Annotated in this window: 21 protein-coding genes; 17 read left to right on the top strand and 4 right to left on the bottom strand. The window is 64.7% G+C overall.

Annotated elements, in window-relative coordinates; translation table 11 throughout:
* Positions 1-130: 130 nt before the first annotated feature.
* From nosP to U8L64_RS05615, 6 genes are all read left to right on the top strand, one after another.
* A complete protein-coding gene (gene nosP / locus U8L64_RS05590) occupies positions 131-1,294 on the top strand; it encodes a nitric oxide-sensing protein NosP (RefSeq protein WP_043298488.1) in 1,164 nt (387 codons plus the stop codon).
* The gene (nahK, locus tag U8L64_RS05595; RefSeq protein ID WP_077683321.1) at positions 1,224-3,863 is read left to right on the top strand and encodes a hybrid sensor histidine kinase/response regulator NahK/ErcS'; all 2,640 of its coding nucleotides are present in this window, start codon (positions 1,224-1,226) and stop codon (positions 3,861-3,863) included. Before nosP ends, nahK begins: the two co-directional genes overlap by 71 nt.
* A 132-nt stretch (positions 3,864-3,995) precedes the next feature.
* Positions 3,996-5,435 carry a cytochrome ubiquinol oxidase subunit I gene (locus U8L64_RS05600; protein ID WP_043298492.1) on the top strand — a complete coding sequence of 480 codons (1,440 nt, stop codon included), beginning with the start codon at positions 3,996-3,998 and terminating at the stop codon, positions 5,433-5,435.
* Position 5,436: 1 nt separating this feature from the next.
* Positions 5,437-6,444 (top strand): cytochrome d ubiquinol oxidase subunit II, encoded by a 1,008-nt coding sequence (gene cydB, locus U8L64_RS05605; RefSeq protein WP_008568777.1) that lies wholly within the window; start codon positions 5,437-5,439, stop codon positions 6,442-6,444.
* Between the two features lie 18 nt (positions 6,445-6,462).
* Positions 6,463-6,591, top strand: a complete 129-nt coding sequence (locus U8L64_RS05610) for a DUF2474 domain-containing protein (protein WP_077683320.1) — start codon at positions 6,463-6,465, stop codon at positions 6,589-6,591.
* A complete protein-coding gene (locus U8L64_RS05615; RefSeq protein WP_156113686.1) occupies positions 6,588-6,818 on the top strand; it encodes a hypothetical protein in 231 nt (76 codons plus the stop codon). Before U8L64_RS05610 ends, U8L64_RS05615 begins: the two co-directional genes overlap by 4 nt.
* Here U8L64_RS05615 and U8L64_RS05620 read toward each other — a convergent pair whose 3' ends face one another.
* Together U8L64_RS05620 and U8L64_RS05625 are read right to left on the bottom strand one after the other, a co-directional pair.
* Positions 6,819-7,862: an AraC family transcriptional regulator gene (locus tag U8L64_RS05620; protein ID WP_273525779.1), complete on the bottom strand. Its 1,044-nt coding sequence runs from the start codon at positions 7,860-7,862 to the stop codon at positions 6,819-6,821.
* Positions 7,859-8,869, bottom strand: coding sequence for a carbon-nitrogen hydrolase (locus U8L64_RS05625; RefSeq protein WP_333394725.1), 1,011 nt, complete (start codon positions 8,867-8,869; stop codon positions 7,859-7,861). Before U8L64_RS05625 ends, U8L64_RS05620 begins: the two co-directional genes overlap by 4 nt.
* Positions 8,870-9,051: 182 nt before the next feature.
* Here U8L64_RS05625 and U8L64_RS05630 point away from each other — a divergent pair, with 182 nt between their 5' ends.
* The 3 genes from U8L64_RS05630 to U8L64_RS05640 all read left to right on the top strand — a co-directional run bounded on the left by U8L64_RS05630 (position 9,052) and on the right by U8L64_RS05640 (position 13,626).
* Positions 9,052-11,082 carry an NADPH-dependent 2,4-dienoyl-CoA reductase gene (locus tag U8L64_RS05630; protein WP_333394727.1) on the top strand — a complete coding sequence of 677 codons (2,031 nt, stop codon included), beginning with the start codon at positions 9,052-9,054 and terminating at the stop codon, positions 11,080-11,082.
* 247 nt (positions 11,083-11,329) lie between these two features.
* Positions 11,330-12,694 carry a chromosome partitioning protein ParA gene (locus U8L64_RS05635; protein WP_333394729.1) on the top strand — a complete coding sequence of 455 codons (1,365 nt, stop codon included), beginning with the start codon at positions 11,330-11,332 and terminating at the stop codon, positions 12,692-12,694.
* Positions 12,694-13,626, top strand: a complete 933-nt coding sequence (locus U8L64_RS05640; protein ID WP_043298502.1) for a 1-aminocyclopropane-1-carboxylate deaminase/D-cysteine desulfhydrase — start codon at positions 12,694-12,696, stop codon at positions 13,624-13,626. Before U8L64_RS05635 ends, U8L64_RS05640 begins: the two co-directional genes overlap by 1 nt.
* A gap of 39 nt (positions 13,627-13,665) precedes the next feature.
* Here the strand turns inward: U8L64_RS05640 and chrA are convergent, their stop codons facing one another.
* Complete coding sequence (gene chrA / locus U8L64_RS05645; RefSeq protein WP_333394732.1) at positions 13,666-14,883, bottom strand: chromate efflux transporter; 1,218 nt, start codon at positions 14,881-14,883, stop codon at positions 13,666-13,668.
* Positions 14,884-14,968: 85 nt separating this feature from the next.
* Entirely contained in the window at positions 14,969-15,907 is a 939-nt protein-coding gene (locus tag U8L64_RS05650) for a DUF1853 family protein (RefSeq protein WP_333394734.1), read from the bottom strand.
* A 177-nt stretch (positions 15,908-16,084) separates the two neighbouring features.
* Between U8L64_RS05650 and U8L64_RS05655 the strand changes: the two genes are divergently transcribed.
* From U8L64_RS05655 to U8L64_RS05690, 8 genes are all read left to right on the top strand, one after another.
* Positions 16,085-16,972 (top strand): NAD(+) kinase, encoded by an 888-nt coding sequence (locus tag U8L64_RS05655; protein ID WP_008567101.1) that lies wholly within the window; start codon positions 16,085-16,087, stop codon positions 16,970-16,972.
* Positions 16,972-17,943, top strand: coding sequence for a metallophosphoesterase (locus U8L64_RS05660; protein ID WP_138299853.1), 972 nt, complete (start codon positions 16,972-16,974; stop codon positions 17,941-17,943). The genes U8L64_RS05655 and U8L64_RS05660 overlap by 1 nt, the downstream gene beginning before the upstream one ends.
* On the top strand, positions 17,940-18,800 hold the full coding sequence (locus U8L64_RS05665; RefSeq protein ID WP_333394738.1) for a rhomboid family intramembrane serine protease: 861 nt from the start codon (positions 17,940-17,942) through the stop codon (positions 18,798-18,800). The genes U8L64_RS05660 and U8L64_RS05665 overlap by 4 nt, the downstream gene beginning before the upstream one ends.
* Before the next feature lie 70 nt (positions 18,801-18,870).
* On the top strand, positions 18,871-19,149 hold the full coding sequence (locus U8L64_RS05670; RefSeq protein ID WP_043298511.1) for a YeaC family protein: 279 nt from the start codon (positions 18,871-18,873) through the stop codon (positions 19,147-19,149).
* Positions 19,149-19,988 (top strand): DUF2797 domain-containing protein, encoded by an 840-nt coding sequence (locus U8L64_RS05675; RefSeq protein ID WP_043298514.1) that lies wholly within the window; start codon positions 19,149-19,151, stop codon positions 19,986-19,988. The genes U8L64_RS05670 and U8L64_RS05675 overlap by 1 nt, the downstream gene beginning before the upstream one ends.
* Positions 19,989-20,221: 233 nt before the next feature.
* The gene (gene pepN / locus U8L64_RS05680; protein ID WP_333394742.1) at positions 20,222-22,882 is read left to right on the top strand and encodes an aminopeptidase N; all 2,661 of its coding nucleotides are present in this window, start codon (positions 20,222-20,224) and stop codon (positions 22,880-22,882) included.
* A gap of 318 nt (positions 22,883-23,200) precedes the next feature.
* Positions 23,201-24,184 (top strand): WD40/YVTN/BNR-like repeat-containing protein, encoded by a 984-nt coding sequence (locus U8L64_RS05685; protein WP_138301098.1) that lies wholly within the window; start codon positions 23,201-23,203, stop codon positions 24,182-24,184.
* Positions 24,185-24,201: 17 nt separating this feature from the next.
* The gene (locus U8L64_RS05690) at positions 24,202-26,580 is read left to right on the top strand and encodes an efflux RND transporter permease subunit (RefSeq protein ID WP_234302270.1); all 2,379 of its coding nucleotides are present in this window, start codon (positions 24,202-24,204) and stop codon (positions 26,578-26,580) included.
* Positions 26,581-26,610 lie beyond the last annotated feature (30 nt).

Below are 26,610 nucleotides of genomic sequence, written 5' to 3' on the forward strand. Positions count from 1 at the left end.
TAACGCGCTGCGTTGTTTCGCCGCGCTGCTACCTAGGCAGGCCTTTTCCGGTACTCAAGTAGCATTTTCGTACCCAAAGCCCTACCCAAGAATGGGGTCAATCCGATTCGGTGGTGCGGGAGTGTGGTGCGTGAGTGAACAGCAGACGGAGGTGATTCGCACGGCGATGTCCGAAGCCTGCCAGGCCGAGACGGTCGCGCAGGACCTGGCACGCCAGCTGATGCATCCGCATCTGGGCTTCGTGCTGTTCTTCTGCTCGGCCGAATACGACCTGCCGGCGCTGGGCGATGCGCTGCGCCAGTACTTCGGCGGGGTGCGCCTGGTCGGCTGCACCACGGCCGGGGAAATCACCGCTCAGGGCTACAACCGCAGCTGTGTCAGCGCCATCGGCTTCGATCACCGCAATTTCTCCATCGCCTGCGAATTGATCGACGAGATGGAGCGCTTCGGCTTGGTCGAGGCGCAGCAGCTGGTGGAGCGCCTCGGCAGCGATTGTCGCAGCAATTCGCTGGCTCCGATCAAGGACCACAGCTTCGCCCTGACGCTGCTGGACGGCCTGTCGAGTCGCGAAGAAGTGGTGCTTGCCGCACTCAGTGCCGCATTCGGCAGCATTCCGCATTTCGGTGGCTCGGCCGGCGACGACAACCATCTGACCGACACCCACGTCTACTACGACGGCAAGTTCCACAGCGGCGCGGCGATCGTGGTCCTGATCAACACCTGGCTGGATTTCGAGGTGTTCACCACCCATCACATCCTGCCGCGCAGCGAGAAGCTGGTGGTGACGCGCGCCGACAGCCACGGCCGGCGCGTGTACGAGCTGAATGCCGAGCCGGCCGCCGAGGAGTACGCGCGGCTGATCGGCGTGAACGTCGCCGATCTCGACCATCGCCTGTTCGCCGCGCATCCGCTGGCGGTGCGCATCAACGACCAGTATTACGTGCGCGCCATCCAGAAGGTCAACGACGACCTCAGTCTGACCTTCTACTGCGCCGTGGAGAACGGCATCGTGCTCACTGCCATGCAGCCCGGGCCGCTAATGCCGAACTTGGAGGCGCTGTTCCAGCGGCTGGAGCAGCGGCTCGGGCCACCGTTGCTGACCATCGGTTGCGATTGCTTCCTGCGGCGTCTGGAGATCGAGGCCGCCGGCACCAGTGAAGAGACTTCGGCTTTTCTCCGACGCCAGCAGGTGATCGGCTTCAACACCTACGGAGAGCAGTTCAATGGCATGCACATCAACCAGACCTTCACCGGTGTCGCCATTGGCCGCCCCGGCGGACGGGGCGGTCGCTGAGCTGCTGAGCCGGCAGGCCGAGCTCGAACGGGAAAACCTCAAGCTCAAGCGCATCAACGCCGCGCTGATCGAGCGCGTCGAATCCGGCGGCGCGGGACGCGATGCCTCCTATGCGGCATTCCAGCATTCGGTGGAGCTGGCCGAGCAGGTGCGCGAACGCACCGATGCGTTGAATCAGGCGATGGCCGAGCTCAAGGGCAGCAACCAGTTGCTCAGCGATGCGCGATTGCGCGCCGAAACTGCCCACCAGAACCTGGTCGACGCCATCGAAAGCATCTCCGACGCCTTCGTGCTGTTCGACAAGGACCAGCGCATCGTCCTGTTCAATCGCCGTTTCAAGTCGCTGTGGAGCCGCACCCGTGCGCGCATCAACGCTGGCACCCGCCTGGCCGAGGTGCGGCGAATGGCTGAAAGCACCGGGCTGATCGTCGAGGAGCATCGCGGCAAGGGTGACGAGCCCACCGTCTATCGGCTGCACAACGGACGCTGGGTGCAGGTCAGCGAGCGACCGACCCGCGAGGGCGGCCTGGTGATGCTCTACACCGATATCACCGAGGTGAAGGTCAGCGAGACCATGCGCCGCGAGCAGGCGCTGGCGCAGAAGTCGCGGCTGCTGCAGCGCGCGGTGGACAATCTGTCCCAGGGCGTGGCGATGGTCAGCGCAGAGGGGGCGCTGGAGCTGTGGAACCGGCGTTTCCTGGAAGTCTGCGGGCTGGCGCCGATCGAGGCGCATCGACCGTTCGAGGAGGTGATGGCCGACAGCGAGCTGCGCCTGCTGACGCCCAACACGCGCGATGCCAACGGCCGGCCGATGCGCGAGCTGGAGCAGCGCATGTTCGACGGTCGCATGCTGGAAATCCGTACCCATGCGCTGCCCACCGGCGGCTTCGTCAACACCTTCACCGACATCACCGAGCGCTATCGCCACGCCGAGGCGCTGCGCCAGAGCGAGCGCTGGATTCGCCTGATCACCGACCACGTGCCGGCGCTGATCGCCTACGTCTCCTCCGACCTGACCTACGAGTTCACCAACAAGGTCTACGAGGAATGGTACCGCTGGCCCAGCGACGGCATGCTCGGTCAGTGCCTGCGTGAGGTGCACAGCGGCGAGCACTGGCGCCAACTGGAGCCGTACATCGACCGCGCGCTGTCCGGCGAGAGCGTCAGCTTCGAGATGGCCGAGCGCAACCACGCCGGCCAGCAGCGCTACATGCTGCGCTCCTACGTGCCGAACCGGCTGGCCAGCGGCGAGGTGGCCGGTATCTTCGTGCTGATCCAGGACATCACCGACCGCCGGCGTACTGCCGAGGCGCTGCACCAGGCCTACCAGAACCTCGAACAGCGGGTGCGCGAGCGTACCGCCGAACTGACCAGCCTCAACGACCAGCTGTTGCGCGAGATCGAGGAGCGCAGCCAGGTCGAGGCGCGCCTGCGCGAGGCCAAACGCGAGGCGGAGCTGGCCAACCTGTCGAAGACCAAGTTCCTCGCTGCGGTCAGCCACGACCTGCTGCAACCGCTGAATGCCGCGCGGCTGTTCACCAGCGCGCTGCTGGAGCAGCCGACGACGTCCAGCGGCGGGCTGATCCGCAACATCAGCAACTCCCTGGAGGACGTGGAGAACCTGCTGGGCACGCTGGTGGATATTTCCAAGCTGGATGCCGGCGTGATCAAACCGGATATCGCGCCGTTCGCCGTCAGCGAGCTGTTGGAAAACCTCGCCCTGGAGTTTCGCCAGCTGGCCGGTTGCGAACAGCTGCAGCTGGATTTCATTCCCTGCTCGGCGCTGGTACGCAGCGACATCCAGCTGCTGGCGCGCATCCTGCGCAACCTGCTGACCAATGCCATCCGCTACACGCCGCAAGGGCGGGTGCTGCTCGGCTGCCGGCGGCGGCGCCAGAGCCTGTCGATCGAGGTCTGGGACACCGGCGTCGGCATCGCCGAAGACAAGCTCGAGGAGATATTCCAGGAGTTCAAGCGTGGCGACGGCGTGCGACCGAATCAGGATCGCGGCCTTGGTTTAGGTCTGGCCATCGTCGAGAAGATTGCGCGCATGCTTGGCCATCGTATTCAGGTGGGCTCGCGGCTCGGACATGGCTCGCGCTTTGCCATCGAGGTTCCTTTGGCGCGTCGCGCGCCCAAGGCGCGGCCCGAGCCGAGCACCGCGGAGCTGGCCCTGGAGCGCTTGCAGGGCGCGCGCGTGTGGGTGCTCGACAACGACACGGCGATCTGCGCCGGCATGCGCACGCTGCTCGAAGGCTGGGGTTGCGTGGTCACCACGGCGCTGTCCGAGGAGGACCTGGCGCGCCAGGTGGACAACTTCCACGCCGAGGCCGACCTGCTGATCGCCGATTACCACCTGGACAACGGCCACACCGGCATCGACGTGGTCACCACGGTCAACGACCGTCGCGCCAGCCCGCTGCCGGCGCTGATGATCACCGCCAACTACAGCAACGACCTCAAACAGCAGGTGCGCGAACTGGGCTACATGCTGATGCACAAGCCGGTGCGGCCGATGAAGCTAAAGACCGCCATGTGCCACATGCTGGAGCACGGCCAGGCCGGGTGATTACAACGGCTGGGCAGCGCCGCCGCACCGCCGATCCTCCATGTCTGCAGCGCACCCTCGCGGTGTTCTGCTGTCAGTTGCACGGGGCGCCGAAAAACCGGGCGTCCATGTGCAGCAGCCGAGGACCGTTTCATGTTCGGATTGGAAGCACTCGACCTTGCGCGAATCCAGTTCGCCTTCACCATCTCGTTCCACATCATTTTTCCTGCGATCACCATCGGCCTGGCCAGCTACCTGGCGGTGCTGGAAGGGCTGTGGCTGAAGACCCGGCGCGAGGTCTATCGCGACCTGTACCACTTCTGGCTGAAGATCTTCGCCGTCAACTTCGGCATGGGCGTGGTTTCCGGCATCGTCATGGCCTACCAGTTCGGCACCAACTGGAGCGCCTTTTCGGAGTTCGCCGGCAGCGTCACCGGGCCCTTGCTGACTTACGAGGTGCTGACGGCCTTCTTTCTCGAGGCGGGCTTCCTCGGCGTGATGCTGTTCGGCTGGAACCGCGTCGGTCCGGGGCTGCACTTCTTCTCGACGGTGATGGTGGCGCTCGGCACGCTGATCTCGACGTTCTGGATTCTCGCGTCCAACAGCTGGATGCACACGCCGCAGGGGCACGAGATCATCGACGGCATAGTGGTGCCGGTGGACTGGCTGGCGATCATCTTCAATCCCTCATTTCCGTACCGCCTGGCGCACATGGCCACGGCCGCATTCCTCGCCACGGCATTCTTCGTCGGCGCCTCCGCCGCCTGGCACCTGCTGCGCGGGCGCGACAATCCGGCGATCCGCACGATGCTCTCGATGGCGATGTGGATGGCTCTGCTGGTGGCGCCCCTGCAGGCGGTGATCGGCGATCTGCACGGCCTTAATACGCTGGAACATCAGCCGGCGAAGATCGCCGCGATGGAAGGCCATTGGGATAACTCCTCCGGCGAACCGACGCCGCTGCTGCTGTTCGGCTGGCCGGACATGGAAGCCGAAGAAACCCGCTACAAGGTCGAGATTCCCTACCTCGGCAGTCTGATCCTGAAACACAGCCTGACCGAGCCGATCCCGGCGCTGAAGGACTTTGCGCCCGAGGATCGCCCGAACTCGACGGTGGTGTTCTGGTCGTTCCGCATCATGGTAGCGCTGGGTCTGCTGATGATTCTCACGGGTATCTGGAGCCTGCTGCTGCGCCGCGGTGATCGCCTCTATCACTCGCGGGCGTTCCTGCGGCTGGTGTTGTGGATGGGCGCGTCCGGTCTGCTGGCGTTGCTCGCCGGCTGGTTCACGACCGAGATCGGCCGTCAGCCGTGGGTGATCTACGGGCTGATGCGAACTGCCGATGCGGTGTCCGCGCACAGCGCCGGGCAGCTGGGGCTGACCCTGGCGTTGTTCGTCGTGGTGTATTTCGCGGTGTTTGGCGTGGGCATCGTCTACGTGCTGCGCTTGGTCGCCAAGGGCCCAGAGGTCAACGAGGGGCGCGAGCAGGGCATCGGCGGCGCGGGCCAGCCGCGCACGCCGATGCGGCCGATCTCGGCGGCCGACGAGGCGCTGGACGAACAGGGCGGCGATCAACTGGGGCAGGGGAATTGAGATGGGTATCGATCTTTCACTGATCTGGGCGGTGATCATCATCTTCGGGATCATGATGTACGTGGTGATGGATGGCTTCGACCTGGGCGTCGGTATTCTCTTTCCGTTCGTGCCCGGGCGCAGCGATCGCGACGTAATGATGAATACCGTGGCGCCCGTATGGGACGGCAACGAAACCTGGCTGGTACTCGGTGGCGCCGGGCTGTTCGCGGCGTTTCCGATGGCCTACGCGGTGGTGCTGTCGGCGCTGTACCTGCCGATCATCCTGATGCTGATGGGGCTGATCTTCCGTGGCGTCGCCTTCGAGTTTCGCTTCAAGGCCAGCGAACGCCGCCAGCACATTTGGGATAAGGCCTTCATCGGCGGCTCGCTGACGGCGACCTTCTTCCAGGGTGTGGTGCTGGGCGCATTCATCAGCGGGCTGCCGGTGGAGGGGCGTGCATTCGCCGGCGGCGCGTGGGACTGGTTGACGCCGTTCTCGCTGTTCTGCGGGCTGGCGCTGATCGTCGCCTACGCCTTGCTCGGCTGCACCTGGCTGATGATGCGCACCGGAGGTGAGCTGCAAAAACGCATGCACGACCTGGGCGTGCCGCTGGTGTGGGCGGTACTCGCGGTTACCGGCATCGTCAGCCTGTGGACGCCGCTGACCCACCCGGACATTGCCGAGCGCTGGTTCAGCCTGCCCAATCTGTTCTGGTTCATGCCTGTGCCGATCCTCGTGCTGCTCTGTGCCTTCGGCCTGCTGCGCGCGATCCGCCGCTACGCCAGTTTCACGCCGTTCCTGCTCACGCTGGCGCTGATCTTCCTGGGCTATAGCGGCCTGGGCATCAGCCTGTGGCCGAACATCATTCCGCCGTCGGTGAGTATCTGGGACGCCGCCGCGCCGCCACAGAGCCAGGGCTTCACGCTGGTCGGCGCGCTGCTGATCATCCCGCTGATCCTGATGTACACGGCCTGGAGCTACTACGTGTTCCGCGGCAAGGTCAGTGCCGAGGACGGTTATCACTAGGAGGTGGTCATGTCTGGTATGGAGCAGAAGACGTTGTGGCGGCGTCTGGCCTGGCTGGTGCTGCTCTGGAGCGGCAGCGTGTTGGCGCTGGCGGTGGTCGCCTGGCTGTTGCGCCAGGCGATGCAGGCGGCCGGTTTGAGTGCGTGAGCGAAGGCCTGTGCACTTCGTCGGTGCGGGCAGCACCCCGCGCGGACGTCATCGTTCCTTCATCTGCGGCTTATAGCTTGGTTGGCACGGGGCTTGATGCGAATCCGCATGAGCCATGTCTGCAGACTGGAGCCAGAACGATGGACGACTACCAGGACGAACTACTCGAATTGCGTGCCGCCGAACAGGATTGCCCAGACGCCAGTGAAGACGCCGTCGAGCTCTGATCAGGGCAGCTGACGCTGGGCGCGGCGGTACGCGCCGGGCGTCTGCCCGGTCCAGCGGCGAAACGCGCGCTGAAAGGCTTCGGCCGAGGAAAAGCCGAGCAGCCAGGCTATTTCGCCGAACGCCGAATCGGTGTCGCGGATATAGGCCATCGCCAGATCGCGCCGTGTGTCGTTGAGAATGTCGCGGTAGCGGGTGCCTTCCTCGTGCAGCTTGCGCCGCAGCGTCCAACTGGGCAGCTGCAGACGGTTGGCGATCTGCTGCAGGTCCGGCTCCTGACCCTTGAGCAGTGGGCCGAGCACCTGGGTGACGCGCTCGCGCAGGCTGCGCGTGCGCGTAAGGCGCGTCAGTTCGGCCTCGCAGAAGGCCAGCAATTGCCGCCAGGTCGCCGGGCAATGCTCCGGGTTGCGCAGGGCGAGCGCCGCCTGATCCAGATGCAGTTCGTTAGCACTGGCGCCGAACGCCACGGCGCGGCCGAAGAGCGCCTCGTAGCAGGCGGCGTAATCGGGGGCGGGAAATTCGATATGCACGGCGGTGGGCAACAGGCGCTCGCCGGCCAGCCTTTGCAGCTGGGTCAACCAGCTGGCCAGGACGGTGTCGACCACGAAGCGGTTGAACGCGTTGTACGGACTGATCGAATAGAAGCGCAGCCAGGCGCCGCTGGCGTCTTCGTGAAAACTGGAGCTGCCGCGGTAGTTGGATGCGTACAACGGTTCGAAGCGGATCAGCGTGCGCGCCGCTTCACGCACGTTCGGCGCCTGGGCCGCGGTGATGCCGGCCAGACCGAGGTGGCTCGGCAGGCGCAAGCGACCCATGTCCAGACCGAGCGCGGCATCGCCGGCCAGCTGGATGGCCGCGTGACCGAGGCGCATGTAGCGCGGAATCGACAGACGTCCCTGCGGCTCGGCCAGGCGCTCGGCGTCCAGTCCATAACCAGCGAGCAGCGGTTGCGGGTCCAGCCCGCGTTCGCGCAGGGCTTCGCCCAGACTCAGCGTGAAGCTGACCGACAGATCGCCCAGGCGCACCGGCTGTGCCTTGAGCGTCACGGTTGCAACCACAGATTGGTCAGCTGCACCGGCGTACCGTGTAGGTTACGCGCCGGCTTGCGCGGTGAGCCGAGCAGGTTCCACGGCACGCCGAGGGTGCGCACTGCCATGTAGGGGCGCTCGCCTGCGGCGATGCCGGAGGCTTCTGGGCAGGCTTCGGCCCAGTCGTCGCGTGCGCCGGGCACAGCGAGCAGCACGGCATCTGCCGGCGGAGGCTCGCGATAGGCATCGCAGCCGATCAGCACCGCCAGCGGGCCGGCCGGCGTCGCCAGCGTCTGGCGCTGGATATGCTCCGGCGCTGCGCTGTAGCGCCGTTCGTAGCGACCCAGTGCACGCTTGTACTGCAACGGTTCGATCGGCTGGCCGGAACGGTCGAACGTCAGGCTGATCTGGCGCAACGGACCCTCGCCGATCCGCAGCCGACCATCCTCAAGCCGCGGCTCCGGCAACACGATGGAGCCGGCCACCAGGGTGACGCCATAGTGCGCCGCCAGCTCGCCGAAGATCGCCTGATAGGCCTCGGCCATCCGTTTTGCCTTGAGCAGCAACACCGCCTCGGTGCGCCGGTCGTCCTTCTGCTGGTTGCCCGTCAGCGCGCGCAGGTAGCGGCCGGGATTGCTCAGCGCCGTCCACTGCATGGCATCGCGCAGCGTGCGTGCCTGCTGCACTTCGGGTTTTTCACCGAGCGCGAACAGGCCGGTGCCGACATGCTCGGGCAGCACGACGATGGTCTTGGCGTTCAGCAATCCGGCGGCACGGGCCTGATCGAGATAGGTGGCGAACTTCAGCCGCAGCCGCTGCGGGCTCTGATAGTCGGCCGGCTGCAGCCGCGTCTCGATGCCGAGCAGGTTGCCGTCGTCACCCGGTACGCCGACGCTGTGGATCGGCAGGGTGCGCAGGTCGGAGAGCAGCGGGCCGCTGCGCCGGTCGCCGGTCCAGTTCAGGTAGAGGGCCAGGCCGGTCAGGGCGAGCAGCAGAAGTACCAGCAATTTCAGATAGACGCGCATGAGTCGGATCGGCTTGGGGCAGGCGATCAGACTAGGCAAGGCTGCCGGGCTTGCCAACCCTTTTGCGCGAAGTGATCAGGAACTTGTCACTTTTGATCATTGAGCGGGTGAATGGGTGTGGTTATCGTCGCTGCACATCGACTGCGTCCCACGAGGCGCGGCAATTGCCATGAGGAACGACCATGACCGCCTACCCGCATCTGCTGGCTCCGCTCGACCTGGGCTTCACCACGCTGCGCAATCGCACCCTGATGGGTTCCATGCACACCGGCCTGGAGGAAATGCCCAATGGCTTCCAGCGCATGGCCGCCTTTTTTGCCGAGCGCGCCCGTGGCGGTGTCGGGCTGATCGTCACCGGCGGCGTCGGACCGAACGAGGAAGGCTCGGTACGTGCTGGCGCGGCCAAGCTGTCGACGGTCGAGGAGGCCGAAGAGCACAAGATCGTCACCCAGGCGGTACACGAGGCAGGCGGCAAGATCTGCATGCAGATCCTGCACGCCGGGCGCTACGCCTACAGTCCCAAGCTGGTAGCGCCGAGCGCGATTCAGGCACCGATCAACCCGTTCACGCCGCGCGAGCTGGACGAGGAGGGGATCGAGAAGCAGATTCAGGACTTCGTCAACTGCGCCCGGCTGGCCCAGCAGGCCGGCTACGACGGCGTCGAGATCATGGGTTCGGAAGGCTACTTCATCAACCAGTTCCTGGTTGCGCACACCAACCACCGCACCGATCGCTGGGGCGGCAGCTACGAGAATCGCATGCGCCTGCCGGTGGAGATCGTCACGCGCGTGCGTGATGCGGTCGGGCCGAACTTCATCATCATCTACCGGCTGTCGATGCTCGACCTGATCGAGGGCGGCAGCGAATGGAGCGAGGTGGTGACGCTGGCCAAAGCCATTGAGCAGGCCGGCGCCACGCTGATCAACACCGGCATCGGCTGGCACGAGGCACGGATTCCGACCGTCGCCACCAAGGTGCCGCGTGCCGCTTTCACCAAGGTCACCGCCAAGCTGCGCGGCGAGGTGAAGATTCCGCTGATCACCACCAACCGGATCAACACGCCAGAGGTTGCCGAACAGGTGCTGGCCGAGGGCGATGCCGACATGGTGTCGATGGCTCGACCGTTCCTGGCCGATCCGGAATTCGTCAATAAGGCGGCCGCCGGTCATGGCGAGACGATCAACACCTGCATCGGCTGCAACCAGGCCTGCCTGGACCACACTTTCAGCGGCAAGCTGACCAGCTGTCTGGTCAACCCGCGCGCCTGCCACGAGACCGAGCTGAACTACATTCCCACTAGCACGGTGAAGAAGATCGCGGTGGTCGGTGCCGGTCCCGCCGGCCTCGCCGCAGCAACGGTCGCCGCCGAGCGCGGCCACGATGTGACGCTGTTCGACTCGGCCGGCGAGATCGGGGGGCAGTTCAATGTCGCCAAGCGCGTGCCGGGCAAGGAAGAGTTCTATGAGACGCTGCGCTACTTTGGCAATCGACTGCAGGAAACCGGCGTCACGCTGCGTCTGAACACCCGCGTCGGGGTGAACGAGTTGCTCGCCGGCGGTTTCGATGAGGTTGTCCTGGCCACCGGGATCGTTCCGCGCACGCCGGACATTCCGGGTGTCGATCATCCGAAGGTGATCGGCTACCTGGATGCAATTCTCGAGCGCAAGCCGGTCGGGCAGAAGGTCGCGGTGATCGGCGCGGGCGGCATCGGCTTCGATGTCTCCGAATACATTACCCATGATGGCGAGTCCACCAGCCTCGATCGCGAGGCGTTCTGGAAGGAGTGGGGCATCGATCTCGGTCTGCAGGCGCGCGGCGGCGTGGCTGGGGTGAAGCCGGCACCGCATGCGGCGAAGCGGCAGGTCTATCTGCTGCAGCGCAAGAAATCCAAGGTCGGCAACGGCCTGGGCAAGACCACCGGCTGGATTCATCGCACCGGGCTGAAGAACAAGCACGTGCAGATGATCAGCGCGGTCGAATACCTGCAGATCGACGACGCCGGCCTGCACATCCGCGTCGCCGAAGGCGAGCCGATGGTGCTGCCGGTGGACACGGTGATTCTCTGCGCCGGGCAGGAGCCGCTGCGCGAGCTGCAGAATGGCCTGCAAGCGGCCGGTGTGTCGGTACACCTGATCGGTGGTGCGGATGTGGCCGCCGAGCTGGATGCCAAGCGTGCCATCGATCAAGGTTGCCGGTTGGCGGCGAGCCTCTGATGTTGCGTGCTGCGGCCCGGTGCAATGCCGGGTCGCAGCGTTTGCTTTAGCCAAACCCATCGCAAATAAAACCGGCTGGCGTGCCTGCGCCATCTGAGCGGCCGGGTCGCTGCCAACCCAGTCACATTGCCCCCGCAATCGTTTCCCCTAAACTTGCGCAACCCGCGAGATAGCCGCGCGCGCTGATGGCGATGCGCTATCTGCCGACTACCATTGCCTTGCTTGCGAGCGAAAAGGGACATCGACAATGCAGATCAAACCGCAGATGGTCGAGGCCGTGCTGTTCTTTAACGAAGGCGGCATCTGCAAGGAAATGCTGTTTCCCGAATTCGAGGCCGTGCTCGATGGCGTGGTGAACCTGCGCGAGTTCGCCGACCAGCAAATGCGCGCGGCCTATGTGCTGATCGATCCGCGGCTGCTGATTCGCGCGGCCGTGTTGTTCTACATCGATTTCAACGATGACGGCTCAGCCGACAAGGGCTGGAACATCCCGCTGCGCAACCTGGCCGAGCGTACCGGGCGCGGGCCCGATCTGGGCGCGGGGCCGATCCGTCTCGCTTGCCGCAGCCAGTGCCCGGTGACGTGGCACCAGATGCATCTGTGGGACCCTAATCAGGACGGCGAAACCAGTAAGGTCTTTTCGCTGCTGGTCGAACGGGTGAAGCGCAATCAGCTCGGCCTGCTGGTGGAAGAGGAAGCACCGACCGCAGTGCCGGCCGAACGTCTGCAGATGGTGGCCGAGGATGCCTGGTATCCACGCGAGGCGGCCAAGGGCGAAGTCAGCAAGCGTTCGGAAGCCACCGCGCTGGAGCAGCGGCAAAAGGCCGCGCTGCTGATCAAACAGCAGCGCCAGCGTATCGCCAATCTGGAGCGCCAGCGGGATGAGGATCTCGCCAGACTGCGTGAAGCGGCACAGGCTCAGCTTCGCCAGTTGCAAGGCGAGCTGGCCGACCTGCAGTTGCGTCTGCAGCAGCAGGTCGATCTGAACGCCAGCTTGCACGCGCAGGTCGTCGAGCAGGCTCAGGCCTTTCAGAGCGCGCGCGAGGAAATGAGCCGGCAGCTGCGCACACTGGAAAAGAACGGTCGAATCGAAGTCACTGCCGCGCGCGATCAGTTCGAGCAGGAAGCGCAGGCGCGTATCGCTGCGGCCGTCGCCGAGTACAAGGAGCAGGTCGCCATCCGCGACGTGGAGCTGGCCTACCGCAACGAGCTGGACGCGCAGTTCGAGGAGGAGGTACGCCGTCTGACCGCCGAGCGCGACGAGTTGGCCGCCCGCAAGGATGATCGGATTCTCGAGCAGCTGGCACGCCAGGGCGTGCAGTTCATGGCTTACCATCCTGGGGCTGGGCATCTCACCATCGCTCTGCAGGACATGGTCCGCTACCAGGCCAACCCGCAGGCCTATGCCGCTGCCAAGTGCTCCGTTTCCGAGGAGCAGTACCGCCAGTGGCTGGAGCATTATCAACAGCCCGCCTGCGTGGGGCGTCTGCCGAGCGGCGAGCGCTGCGCCATTCCCCTCGACAAGATCGACACCCCGAGCCGTTTCGTCATCGGTCAATCCAATTGCTGTTCGCGCCATCGCGCCGAGAGCCGCGAACGTACCGGCAGCTGATGGTTGTCGTGGATTCGTTCGCAGCCGGCGTGGTGTTGCACGAGCTGCGATTCGACTGGTTGCGTGGCGTGCGTCTGGCGGTGCTGCGTCTGGATCTGGTCGATCCGGAGCTGTCGGGCAACAAGTGGTTCAAGCTCTCGCATCATCTTGCCGCTGCCCACGCGGCACAGGCTCCCGGCCTGATCAGCCTCGGCGGCGCGCACTCCAACCATCTGCACGCACTGGCGGCGGCCGGACAGCGCTTTGGATTGGCGACCGTAGGCCTGCTGCGTGGCACCGAGCAGGACACGCCCACCGTGCGCGACCTGCAGCGTTTCGGCATGCGGCTGCACTGGCTGGGCTACGGTGGCTACCGTGCACGCCATCAGCCGCAGTTCTGGGACGCCTGGCGGGCGCTCTATCCGAATTATCACTGTGTACCCGAGGGCGGCGGCGGGCTGGCCGGCGCCTTGGGCTGCGTGACGCTGGTGGCGCAGATTCGGGCGCGGCTGGGCGAGATCGGCTGGGATGACTATGAGGCGCTTTGGCTGGCGGTCGGCACCGGGACGACGCTTGCTGGCTTGGTGATTGGCGAGGCTGGGAACCATCCGGTGATCGGTGCGCTGGCCGGTCCACCGGCACATGCAGTGCCGGACAACGTGCGGCGGCTGCTGGACGAGGCCGGTCGGGCGGATGCCGGGTACCGACTGGTAGATGCCAGTCGCGGCGGGTTCGGCCGTTTCGATGGCGAGCTCGCCAGGTTCATCCTGCAGGCCGAGCGCGACAGCGGACTGCCGTTGGATCCGGTGTATACCGCCAAGGCGCTGCTGGCGTTGCGCACGCGCATCGAAGCGGGCGAGTGGGGCGCCGGCAGCCGGCTGGTGTTCGTCCATACCGGCGGGCTGCAAGGGCGTCGCGCCGCTGAGGAACAGTTATTGCGCTTGCGTTGCTGAGCAGCCTGGTCGCGCGTTGCGCCGGTTGCGTAGATGTGGTCAGCCGGTGAGACCGAGCAGCCAGCCGCCGATACCACCTGCCGCCACGACCAGCCAGGGCGGCAGCTTCCAGGCCATCAGCGCCGCGAGCGCCAGCAGAGCGGCAGCGAAGTCGGTGGGGCCACCGATGGCGCTGGTCCACACCGGATCGTAGAGCGCGGCAAGCAGCAGACCGACGACCGCCGCATTGATCCCGCCCAGCGCCGCCTGGGTGCGCGAACTCTGGCGCAGCTGCTGCCAGAACGGCAGGGCACCGATAACCAGCAGAAACGACGGCACGAACAGCGCCAGCAGGCAGACGGTTGCGCCCAGCCAGCCGCTGGGTGCGATGTTCATCGAGGCACCGAGGAATGCGGCAAAGGTGAACAACGGGCCGGGCACGGCCTGCGCTGCGCCGTAGCCGGCGAGGAAAGCGTCCTGATCGACCCAGCCGGTCGGCACCACTTCGGCCTGCAGCAGTGGCAGCACCACGTGACCGCCGCCGAACACCAGCGAGCCGGTGCGATAGAACGCATCGACCATCGCCAGCAGGGAGTTCGAGGACGCTTGCGTAAGCAGCGGCAGGCCGAGCAGTAAGGTGAGGAACAGCGCCAGCAAGACCAATCCGCTGCGCCGCCCGACCGTGACCCTCAGCTCAGTGGTAGCCGGTGCGCTGTTGGTGCGGAACCAGCAGAGACCGAGCAGGCCAGCCACGACAATCACCGCCACCTGTGTCCAGGCCGAGGGCAACGCCAGCAGCGTGATTGCCGCAAGAACGCTGATGCCGATGCGCAGGCGGTCGGTACACAGGCTGCGGCTCATGCCCCACACGGCCTGGGCCACCACCGCGACGGCGACGATCTTCAGGCCCTGTAGCGCACCGCTGGGTAACGCATCGCCCCAGGAGCGGATGCCGATGGCAAACAGGGCGAGGGCGATGGCCGAAGGCAGGGTGAAACCCGCCCAGGCCGCCAGGGCGCCGCGATAGCCGCCGCGCAGCAGACCGACGGCCAGACCGACCTGACTGCTCGCCGGACCTGGCAGGAACTGGCACAGCGCGACCAGATCGGCGTAGCTGCGTTCGTCCAGCCAGCGGCGGCGTTCGACGAATTCGTTGCGGAAGAAGCCAAGATGCGCAACCGGTCCACCGAACGAGGTCAGGCCCAGGCGCAGGAACACTAGAAAGATCGCCCAGATACTGGATTGCGAGGTCGCGGCAGGGCGATGCGGAGCAGTCATGATCGGTCCGTTGGTAGGTACGCGAAGAGTGTTGCGCGCTGGCGGTCGGCCAGCTTAGTCGGACTTCATGACAAGCTGAAGTACCTCAGCGCGCCAGGTTTGACCAGTCATCGCTTACCAGGAACAGGCGCTCCTGTTCGACCCAAGCATTCGCATCGGCTTCCAGGCGTACCAGCAATCGGGGCTGCGTTGCGACTGGAGCGCTGGCGAGCCAGGCGGCAAAGTCTGCAGCCGTCCATAGCTGCTCCGCGTCGATGCGCGCCGGTGCCAGCCAGCGCTGGCGTGCCAGCGGTTGCCACTGGGTGGCTGGTTGCGAATGCAGGAGTTCGGGCCATTGCGCCTGACGGAGCCAGCGCCCGTGCAGGTGTTGCGGATTGCAGTCGGCAGGTTGCGCGCAGCCGGAGGGCCATGGTCGGAACAGATAGCCGCCTAGCCAGAAACTGCTGTGGACCGGCTGGCAGGTCAGTTCGCGCAGCAGGGCGGTGGCGGGTTCCGCACCTGCCAGCGGCAACTGGTGCTCGCGCAGATGCGCCAGTTTAAGGTCCAGTCGATCGAGGCTGCCCGGCCCCAGCCAGTGATCGTGCCGATGTCCTTCAGCCCGATCGAGGCCGAGGTAGAACTTCACGGCCAGTTCGAGGTGGTGCACGCCTTCGACGTCGCGCAGCAGCAGGTCCAGCTCGCCCAGCGTGTGCCCGGCCTGGCGGATCGGCAGGTTCGCTGCCAGCAGTTCGACATCCGGCACCTGGCAGAGCACGAATTGCCAGAGCCGCTCGTAATACAGCCCGAGCCGGCGAATGCTGCGGCTGGCAAGCCAGCCATGCAGCGCCGAAGGATCGCGGTCCTGGCGCAACAGCCAGTCGGCCAGCAGCTCCGGCTGGGCCAGCCAACGGCTCGCCGCCAGCGGATGGCGCTGCGCCTTGGTGTCGCCGTCGAGGAGCGGCGGTGAGACGATGGCCCAGGCGAGGTCGCGCACCTGCGGGTCCAGGAGGCGTGCCGGCAAGTCGTACAGACTGGGAATAGACATGCCAAGCAGCATAGCCGAGGTTGGTTTGCCGCTGGTTCGCGGTTTCGCCCATAATCGCCGCGCCGGTGGATCACATGCGCCTGCGCGTGTTCATAAGCGATGTGAGTCCGTGCCCGCCGCTTGCTTCGCCGGCACTGTTCGCCTGCCCCGTCCCGCCATGCACACCTGGGAGCCTCAATGGAGCAATTTCGCAATATCGGCATCATCGGCCGCCTGGGCAGTTCCCAGGTGCTGGATACCATCCGCCGGCTGAAGAAGTTTCTCGTCGAGCGCCACCTGCACGTGATCCTCGAGGAAAACATCGCCGAGGTACTGCCCGGTCACGGTATGCAGACCTCCTCGCGCCAGCGGCTGGGCGAGGCCTGCGATCTGGTGATCGTGGTCGGCGGCGACGGCAGCCTGCTCGGTGCCGCACGGGCGATGGCCAAGCATCGCGTGCCGGTGCTGGGGATCAACCGCGGCAGTCTGGGCTTTCTCACCGACATCAAGCCGGACGAGCTGGAAGAGAAGGTCGCCGAGGTGCTCAGCGGGCAGTACACGCTGGAGAACCGCTTCCTGCTCGAAGCCCAGGCGCGGCGCTTCGAGGAAACCATCGGGGCGGGCGATGCGCTCAACGATGTGGTGCTGCACCCGGGCAAGTCGACACGGATGATCGAGTTCGAGCTGTTCATCGACGGCCAGTTCGTCTGCAGCCAGAAGGCCGACGGCCTGATCGTCGCTACCCCGACCGGCTCTACCGCCTACGCGCTCTCGGCCGGCGGGCCGATCATGCATCCGCGCCTGGACGCCATCGTCATCGTGCCGATGTACCCGCACACGCTGTCCAGCCGGCCCATCGTGGTGGACGGCAACAGCGAGCTGAAGATCGTCGTCTCGTCGAACATGCAGATCTATCCGCAGGTGTCCTGCGACGGGCAGAACCATTTCACCTGCGCGCCGGGCGATACCGTCACCGTGCGCAAGAAATCGCAGAAGCTGCACCTGATCCACCCACTGGATCACAACTACTACGAAGTCTGCCGGACCAAGCTCGGCTGGGGCAGTCGCCTCGGCGGAGGCGATTGATGGAGCTCGATCCCGAACGCGGTTACGACCTGATCGGCGACGTTCACGGCTGCGCTCATGCGCTGGGACGCCTGCTGGATGGGCTCGGGTATCGCCTGCAGGGCGGTGTCTGGCGACATCCGCGCCGACAGGCGATCTTCCTCGGCGACATCATCGACCGCGGGCCGCATATCCGCGAGGCGCTGCATCTGGTGCACGACATGGTCGATCACCAGCAGGCGCACTGCATCATGGGCAACCACGAGTTCAATGCGCTGGGCTGGTACATGAGGGCGCCGCCGGGCAGCGGCCGGGAGTTCGTGCGTGATCGCTCGCCGCGCTTCGCTCGCCTGCTGCAGGAAACCTTCCAGCAGTTCGAACACCACGCCGCCGAATGGCAGGCCTTTCGTGACTGGTTCTACGAGCTGCCGCTGTACCTGGAGACCGAGCGTTTCCGCGCGGTGCACGCGTGCTGGGATGCCGATGTGATCGCCCGCCTGCAACCGTTCCTCAACCAAGGGCGGATCAACCCGGCGCTTCTGCGCGAAGCGGGGCTGCCCGGCAGTTTCATCTGTCAGGCGCTGGACCGGCTACTGCGCGGCACCGACATGCCGCTGCCGCAGGGCATGACGCTGACCAGTGAGGAAGGTTTCGTGCGTACCTTCTTCCGCACCAAGTTCTGGGAGGAAAACCCGCAGACCTACGGCGATGTGGTGTTTCAGCCCGGGGGGCTGCCGGAACATGCGGCGCGTCTGCCGCTGTCACCGCAGCAAAAGAGCCGGCTGTTCCTCTACGGACCGGACGAACCGTTGCTGTTCGTCGGCCACTATTGGCGGCGCGGGCAGCCGGGGCCGCTGCGTGACAACCTGGCCTGCCTGGATTACAGCGCGGTGAAGAAGGGCAAGCTGGTGGCGTATCGGCTGGATCAGGAAACTCGACTGGACCCGGCGAAGTTCGCCTGGGTCGACGTTTGCGCGGTGTTCCGTACATGAGTGTCGTGGTCGAGGCCCTGCGCCTGCCGTTGTCGCAGGATCTGAGTGGATTCATCGGGCTGCTGCACCATCTAAGGGTGCCGTGCCGGGTCTCGGTGGAGGGCGACCAGCAGGTGTTGCGGGTGCCGGACGCAGCGGTCGAGCAGGTGCGTGAACTCTATGCGCGCTATCCCGACGGCGGCGCCGTGCCGGTGGCCGATCAGCCGCGGCGGCGCGGTGGTTTCATGGCAGCCTTGCGTGCCAGCCCGCTCACGGCGTCGGTACTGGTTGTCACGCTGCTGGCCGCGTTGATTACCCAGCTCGGCGACAACTTCGCGGCCATCCGCTGGTTGAACTTCGTCGATTTTCGCATCGACGGCGAGTACGTCTATTTCGCCACGCTGGAGCAGACGCTGGCGGCGGGACAGTGGTGGCGGCTGCTCACACCGATGTTCGTGCACTTTGGCATCCTCCACCTGGCGATGAACGGCATGTGGCTCTGGGAGCTGGGGCGGCGGATCGAAGCCCGTCAGCGCGCCTGGATGCTGCTGGTCCTGACCGTGCTGTTCGGCTTGGTGTCCAACTTCGCGCAGTACCTGTTCGGTGGACCGGGCATCTTCGGCGGCCTGTCCGGTGTGCTCTACGGCCTGCTCGGCCATTGCTGGCTGTTCCAGCGCCTCGCGCCGAACGCGGCCTACCGGTTGCCACCGGGCGTGGTAGGGCTGATGCTGGTCTGGTTGGTGATCTGCCTGAGCGGCGTCATCGATGTATTGAGCTTCGGCACCCTGGCTATCGCCAATGCTGCGCATGTCGGCGGCCTGGTAGCTGGGTGCGCCACCGGTGTTGTCGGTGGGCTGCTGGCGCGCAGCAGGCGGTAACTGCGGCTGCTGTCGGGTCGCAAGCGGCCAATTCCGGTAGAATGCCCGCTCGTTTCCCTGGGAGCTGGCCATGTCGTCCTTTATCCAAACCGCCGAAAACATCACCCCCGAAATCTACACAAGCCTCAAACAGGCCATTGAGCTCGGCAAATGGGCTGACGGCCGCAAGCTGACTCCCGAGCAGAAGGAAACCTGCATGCAGGCGATCATCGCCTGGGAGATGAAGAACCTTCCCGAGGAAGAGCGCACCGGTTACATGGGCGGGCAGGAGTGCGGCTCCAAGAGCAAGAAGGCCGAGGCCCCCATCGATACCAGCCTGTTTGCCCCGGCTTCGGGAACCCGCCACTGATGCGGGAACTCGGACGCGGCGCGCTGGAGAAGATGGCGGTCCAGCTCGAATCCGGCGTGCCGGTGCAGTATGCATTTCGCCTCGGTGAAGGGCTGGTGCCGGTCAACCCGCTGATCGGCCGGCAGATTCGCCTGGAATACCTGGGCGCCATCCACTGCACTCATTGCGGGCGCAAGACCAACAAGAGCTTCAGCCAGGGCTACTGCTATCCCTGCTTCAAGAAACTGCCGCAGTGCGACACTTGCATCGTCAGCCCCGAGAGGTGCCACCACGAACTGGGCACCTGTCGCGACCCGGACTGGGGTACGCAGTTCTGCATGACCGATCATGTGGTCTATCTGGCGAACTCCTCGGGCATCAAGGTCGGTATCACCCGCGCCACGCAGCTACCGACGCGCTGGCTCGACCAGGGTGCGAGCCAGGCGCTGCCGATCATGCGCGTCGCCACTCGCCAGCAATCGGGCCTGGTCGAAGACCTGCTGCGCAGCCAGGTTGCCGACCGCACCAACTGGCGAGCACTGCTCAAAGGCGATGCCGAGCCGCTCGACCTGATCCAGACGCGCGAGCACATCTTCGATGCCTGCGCCGAAGGGCTGCGGTATCTGCAGCAGCGTTTCGGTCTGCAGGCGATTCAGCCGCTGGCCGACGCGGAAGTGGTGGAAATCCGCTATCCGATAGACGCCTACCCGACCAAGGTGGTCAGCCTCGATCTGGACAAGACGCCGGTGGTCGAGGGCACGCTCAAGGGCATCAAGGGCCAGTACCTGATTCTCGACACCGGCGTGATCAACATCCGCAAGTTCACGGCCTATCAGGTGGCCGCCAGCGCCGCTGCGTAGGTGGAGAATGCGCCAAGCGCTTTTCCACCGCTTGGCGCCGGTTGCCCATGCCCCGCTCAAGGATGAGTAGGACGGAGCAGTCGCATGGAAAAGGCCGGGCCGTTTTCCACCCTACAAGTCCGCTGCGACAGACGCTAAGCTCGGACTCATCCACAGCCCGGTCTCCCGGGCTGGCATACATCGCACATTCCCGCTTGAAGCGTGCCGCTTGAAGCTCAGCCGACGAGGTTTCCATGCGTACCGAACAACCGAAAGTCATTCATCTGAAGGATTACCAGGCGCCTGAGTACCTGATCGATGAAACTCACCTGACCTTCGAGCTGTACGAGGACCGTACCCTGGTACACGCTCAGTTGGTGATGCGCCGCAATCCCGAGCGTCCGGCCGGCAAGTTGCCACCGCTGGAGCTGCACGGTCAGCAACTCGAGCTGCTGTCCATTGCGCTGAATGACCGCGAGCTGGGCGCGGGCGACTACCAGATCGGCGCAGAGTGCCTGACCCTGCAGCCGGACAGCGAAAGCTTCGTCATCGACAGTTCGGTGGTCATACATCCGGAAACCAACACCGCGCTGGAAGGGCTGTACAAGTCAGGCGGCATGTTCTGCACGCAGTGCGAGGCCGAGGGCTTTCGCAAGATCACCTACTACCTCGACCGCCCGGACGTGATGAGCAAGTTCACCACCACCGTGAGCGCCGAGCAGAAGGCCTATCCGGTGCTGCTGTCCAACGGCAACCCGATTGCCAGTGGCAGCGAGGACAACGGTCGTCATTGGGCAACCTGGGAAGACCCGTTCAAGAAGCCGGCCTACCTGTTCGCCTTAGTGGCCGGCGACCTCTGGTGCGTCGAGGATAGCTTCACCACCATGAGCGGGCGCAACGTGGCGCTGCGCATCTACGTCGAGCCGGAAAACATCGACAAGTGCCAGCACGCCATGGACAGCTTGAAGAAGTCGATGAAGTGGGACGAAGAGACCTACGGCCGCGAGTACGACCTGGACATCTTCATGATCGTCGCGGTCAACGACTTCAACATGGGGGCGATGGAGAACAAGGGCCTCAATATTTTCAATTCCAGCGCCGTGCTGGCCCGCGCCGAAACTGCCACCGATGCCGCGCACCAGCGCGTCGAGGCGATCGTCGCTCACGAGTATTTCCACAACTGGTCGGGCAACCGGGTGACCTGCCGCGACTGGTTCCAGCTCTCGCTCAAGGAAGGTTTCACCGTCTTCCGCGATGCGCAGTTTTCCTCCGATATGAACTCGGCGACGGTCAAGCGTATTGAGGATGTGGCCTACCTGCGCACCCACCAGTTCGCCGAAGACGCCGGCCCCATGGCCCACTCGGTGCGCCCGGAATCGTTCATCGAGATTTCCAACTTCTACACTCTGACGGTCTACGAGAAGGGTGCCGAAGTGGTACGCATGATTCAGACGCTGCTCGGCAAAGACGATTTCCGCAAGGGCAGCGACCTGTACTTCGAGCGCCACGACGGCCAGGCGGTGACCGTCGATGATTTCGTCAAGGCGATGGAGGACGCCAACGGCGCCGACCTGTCGCAGTTCAAGCGCTGGTACAGCCAGGCCGGCACTCCGCGACTGTCGGTCAGTGAACACTACGATGCGGCGGCGCAGACCTATCGCCTGACCTTCCGCCAGAGCTGCCCGCCGACTCCGGGCCAGCCGACCAAGCAACCTTTCCTGATCCCGGTGGAGCTGGGGCTGCTGGCTGCCGATGGCGCGGACATGCCGCTGCGTCTCGAAGGCGAGGCACAGGCCGTGGGCACCAGCCGGGTGCTGGCGGTTACCGAGGCCGAGCAGAGCTTCACCTTCGTCGACGTGGCCGAACGTCCGCTGCCGTCGCTGCTGCGCGGCTTCTCCGCGCCGGTGAAGCTGGAGTTTCCCTACAGCCGCGACCAGCTGATGTTCCTCATGCAGCACGATTCCGACGGCTTCAACCGCTGGGAAGCGGGCCAGCAGCTGTCGGTGCAGGTGCTGCAGGAGTTGATCGGTCAGCACCAGCGCGGCGAGGCACTGGCGATGGACGAGCGTCTGGTCGAGGCGCTACGTAGCGTGTTGCAGAACGACGCTCTCGATCCGGCGATGGTTGCCGAGATGCTTTCGCTGCCGGGCGAGGCCTACCTTACCGAGATCAGCGAAGTGGCGGATGTCGATGCCATCCATGCGGCACGCGAGTTTGCCCGCCGGGAAATCGGCAGCCGCTTGTTCGAGCCGTTCTACCAGCGCTACATGAACCACCGCGAAGTTTCGCGGCAGACACCCTATGTGGCTTCGGCGGAGCATTTCGCGCGCCGCGCGCTGCAGAACATCGCGCTCGCCTATCTGATGTTCAGCGAGCGTGCGGATATCCTCTCGCTGTGCCTGGACCAGTTCGATAATGCCGACAACATGACCGAGCGCCTGTCGGCGCTGGCCTCGCTGACCCACTCGCCGTTCGAGGAGAAGCGCGCCAAGGCTCTGGAGGTATTTGCCGAGCACTTCCACGATAACCCGCTGGCGATGGACCAGTGGTTCAGCGTGCAGGCGGCCAGCCCGTTGCCCGGCGGCCTGGAGCGGGTGCAGACGCTGATGCAGCACCCGGCCTTCACCTTGAAGAACCCGAACAAGGTGCGCGCATTGATCGGTGCCTTCGCCAACCAGAACCTGGTGAACTTCCACCGCGCCGATGGCGCCGGCTACCGCTTCCTCGCCGACCAGGTGATCACCCTCAACGCGATGAACCCGCAGATCGCCTCGCGTCTGCTGGCGCCGCTGACCCGCTGGCGCAAGTACGACGACGCGCGCCAGGCGCTGATGAAGGGCGAGCTGGAGCGCATCCTGGCGTCCGGCGAGCTGTCCAGCGATGTATACGAAGTGGTGAGCAAGAGCCTCGCCTGAGGCCAAGCATGGTGGAAGCGCGCTGGCGACCGCGTGACTTCCACCCATCGTCGTCTGCAACGGGCGGCCAGAAATGCCTCTTGGAAGGCGCTGCACCCCAGCGGGTGAGCGTTTTGGCGGGTTAACAAATCATAACGTCCGGCCAATTGTAAGCGCGCGCGGAAGCTGGCTAGCATGGCTTCGTCTGCCATAGCAGGCCCTTACCTAATAAGAATAAAGGGGGTATGTATGCGTGAGCCCGTTCTGCGGCGCACACACTTCGGCTGCGCCACGAGTCCCATTCGGACGGCCGTGACGCGTTTTCGCCCGCTTGCCAGCATGTTTTCCTGCTGCGCGCTCATGTTGCTGGCCTGTGCGCCGTTGCCGCTGCTGGCCGCCAGCGATATCCAGGCTCGCGATTCGATCCAGTCGCCCAAGGCGGCGACAACTCTCCTCCTCGACATCACCGAGGCCGGCTCTCGTCTCGTTGCCGCAGGGGATCGTGGCCACATTCTCTATTCCGACGATGCCGGTAGCAGCTGGACTCAGGCCCGCGTGCCGACCCGGCAGATGCTGACCGCCATTCACTTCGTCGATGCTCAGCATGGCTGGGCTGTCGGTCACGATGCGCTGGTGCTGGTTACCCGTGACGGTGGCCTGACCTGGACGGCGCAGCATGAAGACCGCGAGCGCGAAGCCCCGCTGCTGGACGTCTGGTTCGCCGATCTGCGGCACGGTATCGCGGTGGGGGCGTACGGCGCACTGATCGAAACGACCGATGGCGGCGAAACCTGGAACGACATCAGCGACCGCCTCGACAACGAGGACGGTTATCACCTCAACGCCATCTCCCATATCGAAGGCTCCGGCCTGTTCATTGTCGGTGAGATGGGCAGCATGTTCCGCTCGACAGACCTAGGGCAGAGCTGGGAGCGTGTCGAAGCACCATACGAAGGGTCGCTGTTCGGCGTGCTGGGCGAGCGGCCTGGCGTGGTGCTGGCCTTCGGGCTGCGTGGACACCTGTTCCGCTCGGATGATTTCGGTACCAGCTGGAAACAGATCGAGGTGAGCGACGAAGGTCGTCCGCTGCGCTCCGGCCTCGCCGGCGGCGTGTTTACCGAGAGCGGCGTCGTGATCGTCGGGCATGGGGGTGCGGTGCTGACCAGCGGCGATGGCGGCCGGACGTTCAGCGTTATTCACCGTGGGGATCGGCGTTCGCTGGCGAGCGCACTGGTCAACGAGCGCGGTGAACTGGTTCTGGTCGGGCAGGGCGGGGTGTACCTCGCGGATGCGAACGGCGAAGAACTCGCTAAAAAACAATAAGAATCGGGGCATACACCATGAGTTCGCATCACCAGGACAAGGCAACATTTCTTGAGCGCCTGATCTTCAACAACCGGCCGGTCGTGATTCTGCTGTGTCTGCTGGCGAGCATCTTCCTGTTCTTCCAGGCGACGCAGGTTCGCCCGTCCACCAGTTTCGAAAAGATGATTCCGCTGAGTCATCCATACATCAAGAAGATGATCGAGTTTCGCAACGATCTGGCCAACCTGGGCAACACCGTGCGCATCTCGGTGGAGGCGAAGGAAGGCACTATCTTCACTCAGGAGTACATGGAAACGCTGCGGCAGATCCATGACGAGGCGTTCTACATCCCAGGCGTCGACCGCTCCGGCATGAAGTCGCTTTGGAGCCCAAGCGTGCGCTGGACCGAGGTGACGGAGGAGGGTTTCGACGGTGGCGAGGTGATCCCGCAGACTTACGATGGTTCCGCCGAAAGCCTGAACGAGCTGCGCAACAACGTGCTCAAGTCCGGCCAGATCGGCCGGCTGGTGGCGAACAACTTCCGCTCCTCCATCATCGACGTGCCGCTGCAGGAGTCGTACTCCGATCCGAACGATCAGAGCCGGCAGATCAAGCTGGATTACCAGAAGTTCTCCCATGAGCTCGAGGAGAAGATTCGCGACAAATACGAGGCGCAGAACCCCAACGTCGAGATCCATATCGTCGGCTTCGCCAAGAAGGTCGGGGATCTGATCGACGGTCTGGTCATGGTCGTCGCGTTCTTCGCCATCGCCTTCCTGATCACCCTGGTCCTGCTCTACTGGTTCACCTGGTGCATCCGCAGCACCATCGCGGTGCTGATCACCACGCTGATCGCGGTGGGCTGGCAGCTGGGGCTGATGCATCTGGTCGGTTTCGGCCTCGATCCCTATTCGATGCTGGTGCCGTTCCTGATCTTCGCCATCGGCATTTCCCACGGTGTGCAGAAGATCAACGGCATCGCGCAGCAGTCCAGCGATGCCGACGATGCGCTGACCGCCGCCCGGCGCACATTCCGCCAGCTGTTCCTGCCGGGCATGATCGCCATCCTGGCCGATGCGGTGGGCTTCATCACGCTGCTGATCATCGATATCGGGGTGATTCGCGAGTTGGCGATCGGTGCTTCCATCGGTGTGGCGGTGATCGTCTTCACCAACCTGATCCTGCTGCCGGTGGCCATTTCCTACATCGGTATCAGCAAGAAGGCGGTCGCGCGCAGCAAGAAGGATGCCGTCAGCGACCACCCGTTCTGGCGTCTGCTGTCCAACTTCGCGCACCCGGCGGTCGCACCGGTTTCAGTGGTGCTGGCGCTGCTGGTGGCGGTCGGTGGATTCTGGTACCAGAAACAGCATCTGCAGGTGGGCGACCTGGATCAGGGTGCGCCCGAGCTGCGTCCGGATTCGCGCTACAACCAGGACAACGATTTCGTCATCCGCAACTACTCCACCAGTTCCGATGTGCTGGTGGTGATGGTCAAAACCGCTCCTGAGGGCTGCTCGCACTACGACACGCTTTCGGCAATGGACGAGCTGATGTGGAAGATGGAAAACACCGAGGGTGTGCAGTCGGCGGTCTCCATGGTTTCGGTTGCCCGGCAGGGCATCAAAGGGATGAATGAGGGCAGCCTGAAATGGGAAACGCTGTCGCGCAACCAGGACGTGCTCAATAACTCGATTTCCCGCGCCGAGGGGCTGTACAACTCCGATTGCTCCGTGGCGCCGGTAATGGTGTTCCTCAATGACCACAAGGCCCAGACGCTCAAGCGAGTGGTTGCGGCCGTTGAGGCGTTCGCTGAGGAGAACAATCGCGAAGGGCTGGAGTTCCTGCTAGCCGCGGGTAATGCCGGTATCGAGGCCGCCACCAACGAGGTGATTGCCAAGTCGGAGCTGATCATCCTGATCCTGGTCTACCTGTGCGTGGCCGGCATGTGCCTGATCACCTTCCGCTCGCTGGCTGCCACGATCTGCATCGTGCTGCCGCTGATCCTGACCTCGATTCTCGGCAATGCGCTGATGGCCTTCCTCGGTATCGGCGTGAAGGTCGCGACGCTGCCGGTGATTGCGCTGGGTGTGGGTATCGGCGTGGACTACGGCATCTATATCTACAGCCGCCTGGAAAGCTTCCTGCGTGCCGGGCTGCCGCTGCAGGAGGCCTACTACGAAACGCTCAAGTCCACCGGCAAGGCGGTGCTGTTCACCGGTCTGTGCCTGGCGATCGGCGTGGCGACCTGGATGTTCTCGGCGATCAAGTTCCAGGCTGACATGGGCCTGATGCTGACTTTCATGTTCATCGTCAACATGTTCGGCGCCCTTTGGCTGCTGCCGGCACTGGCGCGCTTCCTGATCAAACCGGAGAAGCTGGCTGGCAAGGTGGGAGGTTCCTTGTTGGCGCACTGAAACACGCTTCGTCAGGTCGAGGCCCGCATC

Source organism: Pseudomonas sp. FIP_A4 (assembly GCF_036701605.1).
Taxonomy (GTDB): Bacteria; Pseudomonadota; Gammaproteobacteria; order Pseudomonadales; family Pseudomonadaceae; genus Stutzerimonas; species Stutzerimonas phenolilytica.

Excerpts from the sequence above, each read along its gene's own strand:
- U8L64_RS05625 (WP_333394725.1), bottom strand. The coding sequence starts at position 8,869 with ATGCGCGTCTATCTGAAATTGCTGGTACTTCTGCTGCTCGCCCTGACC.
- U8L64_RS05650 (WP_333394734.1), bottom strand. The coding sequence starts at position 15,907 with ATGTCTATTCCCAGTCTGTACGACTTGCCGGCACGCCTCCTGGACCCG.
- U8L64_RS05685 (WP_138301098.1), top strand. The coding sequence starts at position 23,201 with ATGTTTTCCTGCTGCGCGCTCATGTTGCTGGCCTGTGCGCCGTTGCCG.
- nahK (WP_077683321.1), top strand. The coding sequence starts at position 1,224 with ATGGCATGCACATCAACCAGACCTTCACCGGTGTCGCCATTGGCCGCC.
- U8L64_RS05630 (WP_333394727.1), top strand. The coding sequence starts at position 9,052 with ATGACCGCCTACCCGCATCTGCTGGCTCCGCTCGACCTGGGCTTCACC.
- U8L64_RS05610 (WP_077683320.1), top strand. The coding sequence starts at position 6,463 with ATGGAGCAGAAGACGTTGTGGCGGCGTCTGGCCTGGCTGGTGCTGCTC.
- U8L64_RS05640 (WP_043298502.1), top strand. The coding sequence starts at position 12,694 with ATGGTTGTCGTGGATTCGTTCGCAGCCGGCGTGGTGTTGCACGAGCTG.
- cydB (WP_008568777.1), top strand. The coding sequence starts at position 5,437 with ATGGGTATCGATCTTTCACTGATCTGGGCGGTGATCATCATCTTCGGG.
- chrA (WP_333394732.1), bottom strand. The coding sequence starts at position 14,883 with ATGACTGCTCCGCATCGCCCTGCCGCGACCTCGCAATCCAGTATCTGG.
- U8L64_RS05690 (WP_234302270.1), top strand. The coding sequence starts at position 24,202 with ATGAGTTCGCATCACCAGGACAAGGCAACATTTCTTGAGCGCCTGATC.
- U8L64_RS05655 (WP_008567101.1), top strand. The coding sequence starts at position 16,085 with ATGGAGCAATTTCGCAATATCGGCATCATCGGCCGCCTGGGCAGTTCC.
- U8L64_RS05635 (WP_333394729.1), top strand. The coding sequence starts at position 11,330 with ATGCAGATCAAACCGCAGATGGTCGAGGCCGTGCTGTTCTTTAACGAA.
- U8L64_RS05600 (WP_043298492.1), top strand. The coding sequence starts at position 3,996 with ATGTTCGGATTGGAAGCACTCGACCTTGCGCGAATCCAGTTCGCCTTC.
- U8L64_RS05660 (WP_138299853.1), top strand. The coding sequence starts at position 16,972 with ATGGAGCTCGATCCCGAACGCGGTTACGACCTGATCGGCGACGTTCAC.
- U8L64_RS05675 (WP_043298514.1), top strand. The coding sequence starts at position 19,149 with ATGCGGGAACTCGGACGCGGCGCGCTGGAGAAGATGGCGGTCCAGCTC.
- U8L64_RS05665 (WP_333394738.1), top strand. The coding sequence starts at position 17,940 with ATGAGTGTCGTGGTCGAGGCCCTGCGCCTGCCGTTGTCGCAGGATCTG.
- U8L64_RS05670 (WP_043298511.1), top strand. The coding sequence starts at position 18,871 with ATGTCGTCCTTTATCCAAACCGCCGAAAACATCACCCCCGAAATCTAC.
- pepN (WP_333394742.1), top strand. The coding sequence starts at position 20,222 with ATGCGTACCGAACAACCGAAAGTCATTCATCTGAAGGATTACCAGGCG.